We start from the raw sequence: 4,224 nt of genomic DNA on the forward strand, positions 1-4,224 counted from the left end.
TTTGCTCCTGTTCCTTTTCCGTAAAATCCTGTAATTCCATAATATCTCTCCTTTTGCTCTATAGCTATCGTGTTGTACTCTATACCTTTAATATGTCTTGACCACTCTATTATACTCCAATTTTAGATAGCTATAATAAATTTTCCCAAAACCAACATTCTAAATTCTTCCGAAAATCAAATATCCCACTATCGTTAAAATCATCAGACTTTCCTGAATATAGGTGTATCTTTCCACCTTGGACACGATGCGATAGCGCCCCGGACTTTTTGCATAGTCATAGAAGCAGTAGGAGCACCATAAAGCATTTAGGAAAAGCGCCAAAACGGACAGTCGGCTCAGTCTCCATACCAGGATGAAGTTCGTGCAAATGTCTACCCAGGTCAAAATAAAGACAAAGCGAATACATTTTTTATAGCCGAAAAGCTTGGAATAGGTCACATACTCCGTTTCCTCCTTCGGCGCCCGAATCTTTCTGGAAATCTCCCAAATGAGGGCCGGAAAATACAGGGTAAGCACCGCCATGAAATTGGTAATATCCAAGATCGGCAATTTGTATTTCATAATGGCATAAGAAATTACGTAAAGGTTTAAAAGAATCTGCACCGGATTATGGGTAACAAGAGCCAGAGGAAGGGACTTTGCAATCTTATGCTTTTGGAAAAACCACACCGCCATTAAGCTTCCATAGGTGTAAAGAATAAAGCAGAAGATAAAATTCTTCATAAAAAGAAAGTTAATCAGCAGGGTAAAGGAAATGAGAATGGTGGCAAATATTCGTAAATCCGTCTTTGTAACTCTTCCTGAGGGAAGAGGACGAAAGGCAAAAAGCCGTTTGTCCAGCTCGTAGTCCTTAAAGTCATCCGCGATTCTCAGCCAAAGCAAGAAGCTAAAAACCGTAAAACTGCAAATCAGCATCCCCAAAATATCATGCTGCACAAAAAAGCTGTAAAGTGCCGACTGTCCCTCCACCGTCTGAAACGAAAGAAGCGTCTCCTTTCCCACCCCATGATTTAAGAGCACAATAAAGTAGATTTCCAGAAAAATCATTACGCCCAGTCCCAGTCTTGGCAGTATGGGATACATTTCCTTAAAGTAAATATTTAATCGTTTAAGCCTTTCCATAGCCTATCCTTTCCCCGATTTCCAGCTTCGTTTCCAAGCCTTTATTCGTATTCTCAAAAAGGTCCTCATCAATCACAATTTTCTCACTGAGCAGTTCCACAATAGTCGAGCCCCCCAGAGAAAAATAGCCCTTTTCCTCTCCTGCTTGAAAGCGAAAAGGAAGCTGATTTGCCCTATGGTTATGAATATGCCCCACCAGCATTGCCCCCACTTCTACATGGAGGATTTTTCCCATGCCTTCCAACTCCAAAAGACTGATTTCTCTTTTATTTTCGGAAAATGCTTTAAAGTGGGCGGCCTCTTTACGCACGCTATCCAGCCTTCCTTTGATTTTCTTTGTTCTTAAAAGTCTTCCCCTTGCCGGGAAAATGTAGCGATGATAATCCGGCAAGCTCAGGCGAAAAACCAATAGCGTTCCGCCTTTCAAAAATTCCGGACAGGGAGCCTTCAGAATTTTTTCGATTGAATAGTAATTTCCCTTGATTTCCAAAGGAAGGAGATTAGATTCCCCATTGTTTTCACTGCCGGAGAAAATGATTTGTCCTTCTTGGTCTATTTTATAGGCCAGAAGCTTTCCGGAAGCTGTTGCATAGAAAGCTTGCTTTCCTGCCTGTCCTTTCTCCCGTAACTTTTCCTTCCATGCCTCTCCATTTTCCTTTGTATTCTCTTTCCCGGCCTCCCGTAAATTCACGGCTTCTTTTCTGGAAAAGAAAGCCCCAAAGCTCTGATAATTCTTCTTTAAAAGCTCTTTGGAAAGTCCGTATTTTTCTACAAAGGACGCAATATCTTTTTTAGAAAGAAAGCTATTGTAATACAAGCCTTGAAGAAAAGAAAAATAGGGACGGGCAAAAATCATTTTAAGAAGAAGTCTTCCAAGAAAATGATGGTACAAAAAATAAATGGCTCTCTGCCCATACTCCTCTTCTTGAATCACTCTTCCTGTTTTTCGCTCGATAATGGAAGGGGCGTTTTGCTCTTTTTGTTTTTGCTCGTTACTCATAGTCCTCTCCCCTATAGCTTTCTCACCAGCAAAATCACAAAGAGAACAGCCAAAAGTAAAAGACCGATTCGGATTTTCAAACTAGGCTTTTTCATCCTGAAGTTAAAGACGAAGAAAAAAGCCAGTAAAGCATACAAAAGCTCTCCCGGAAGAATTTTCTCTATGGAAAAATATATGCTGAATAATCCATAAAGAGGAATAAAAAAGGAAGCGTAGGTCACCGCAAGGCCGGTAAAATAATCCTTCTTTTCTCCTCCACTGGCATTAAAATAAGCAAGTCTGGTTACTTCGGAAAGAAGATATAGCACTGAAAGCAGAAAAGAAAAGACACCGAACTTGGCAAAATACTGAAGATAAATATGTACCGGAAACACACCAAAGGAAATAAGATCCGATAAAGAATCAATTTGCACCCCGAAGGCTTTTTCCAAATCATTTCTTTGAAACGCATTGGCTACCATGCCGTCAAAGGTATCGCAAAGTCCGGCTAAGATCAGCAAAATCAAAGAAAAGGCCAAACTTTTCGAAAAGAAGATTCCGTATAAAGAAATAGAAAGCCCAAGATAGGTTAAAAGTACACTGGGATGATAGACCCCAAGAAAAATTTTCTTCATCAATATTTCCTCAACTCATTCAACAACTTATTCTTCGTGTATGTATTCATATCTCCGCAACTCAATTATAAATATTTCCTCACCCTAAAAAGAATCAGTAGGCAGTTCACGAGAACATGGGTAAGTCCTCCCAGGAAAATCGCAAATACAGTTTGTGCCGGTGTCAGATGCGCCAGAATACCAAGACAAAGCATAATTCCGAACATGGAATCAATCTGATCCAAAATAAAGAAAAACAGCTTTAGCCCTATCCTTCTGTCTCCCTGCTCTGCCGCGGAAACCGAAAGCCTCCTTTTGATAAAGCTATTGGGCAGTTCGAAGAGCATATACAAAAAGCCGAAAAGCATGCCAATCAGAAAATTAAAGGCAGGTGTATTTTCAAAACACAAATACAAAAGACTCCAATTATTTTGTCCCAAGCCCTGCAAAAGAAAGCCCCAAAAGACTTCCAGTATGCCTGCAAGAACCGTCATTAAAATAAAACCCAAAATGCTTTTACTGTCCCCAAAAATCCGTTTTCCATCTGTCCAGTTCTTTCCGCCGTCAATAGGTCTGCAACGACTTTTCAAAAATGGAATTTTCAGAAATAGCATATTGAAAACGCCTGCCAGAATCACTGGAAACATGGTGATGTATAAAGACATAATCCACTGCAATATCGTCTATCCTCCTATAAGAAAAACTTTCTTCGCTATCCTGATTTTTCAGCATCCTTTCCCGGTAAGCTTTCATCATAAGTAAAGAGAGTTTGCTCTTAGCCTAAAAAATATTTTCCAATGGCAATGCCCTGAATCAGAAAGAAAGCAATGCCGAAGCAAAGCACACCTGCAGCTGCCAAATCCTTGGTTACCTTAATCTCCGGGTGCTGTTCCTTGGTAATAAAATCCGAAAGATGCTCCACCGCGGTATTGACACATTCCATACCGTAGACCCCGGCAGAGCTTAAAATCACTGCATACCAGGTAGCCAAATCCACCTTCAAATAAAAGAAATCCAATAGAAAAAACACCAGGTTAATCCCCAGATAATATTTATAGTTTTTTTCCGTCTTTAATCCGAAATAAAGTCCCTTAATGGCGCATAGCACACTTTGCCGAAACGTGATGTTCTTCATCTAAGTTTATGAAAACTCCTTTGCTAACAATACATACTCTCTAGCGGAAACACATTTATCCTGAAAATAGCCTTCGCTGGCCTTCCCTTTTTGAATCAGTGCCGCGATAGACTTGGCCTTTTTTCTTTTCAGTACTTCGGTTGCCAGCTGGGAAAAGGCCAAGCCCAGTCCCTCTGAACCCTTCTTCACTGCCAAATATAAAAGAATATAGCAGCTTGGCCTTCTTTTCCGAAAAAGGATTTGCAAAAGAAGAAGCGGATTGAGAGGCTTTTGCAAAAGATTTCCATAGTCCGGAAGACAGAGGAAAAAGCCCTTCAGCTCCTCCTTATCATAAGCCAAAAAGACCATTTCTTCATCTACAATATACTTTA

At 40.3% G+C, this 4,224-nt stretch carries 5 protein-coding genes and 1 pseudogene; all 6 read right to left on the reverse strand.

Annotation, left to right across the window (positions count from 1 at the left end; genetic code table 11):
• Window positions 1-159: 159 nt before the first annotated feature.
• Window positions 160-1,125: a UbiA prenyltransferase family protein gene (locus ACO4PX_RS08915; protein WP_485572328.1), complete on the reverse strand. Its 966-nt coding sequence runs from the start codon at window positions 1,123-1,125 to the stop codon at window positions 160-162.
• Window positions 1,112-2,125 (reverse strand): phosphatidylserine decarboxylase, encoded by a 1,014-nt coding sequence (locus tag ACO4PX_RS08920; protein ID WP_485572329.1) that lies wholly within the window; start codon window positions 2,123-2,125, stop codon window positions 1,112-1,114. Before ACO4PX_RS08920 ends, ACO4PX_RS08915 begins: the two co-directional genes overlap by 14 nt.
• Window positions 2,126-2,136: 11 nt before the next feature.
• Window positions 2,137-2,739, reverse strand: coding sequence for a CDP-alcohol phosphatidyltransferase family protein (locus ACO4PX_RS08925; protein ID WP_485572330.1), 603 nt, complete (start codon window positions 2,737-2,739; stop codon window positions 2,137-2,139).
• Window positions 2,740-2,804: 65 nt separating this feature from the next.
• A complete protein-coding gene (locus ACO4PX_RS08930) occupies window positions 2,805-3,395 on the reverse strand; it encodes a CDP-archaeol synthase (protein ID WP_485572331.1) in 591 nt (196 codons plus the stop codon).
• A gap of 98 nt (window positions 3,396-3,493) precedes the next feature.
• Complete coding sequence (locus ACO4PX_RS08935) at window positions 3,494-3,853, reverse strand: diacylglycerol kinase (protein WP_485572332.1); 360 nt, start codon at window positions 3,851-3,853, stop codon at window positions 3,494-3,496.
• Window positions 3,854-3,859: 6 nt separating this feature from the next.
• Window positions 3,860-4,224 (reverse strand): annotated as a pseudogene (locus ACO4PX_RS08940) (hypothetical protein); the annotation flags it as partial.

The organism is Oribacterium sp. (assembly GCF_057249185.1).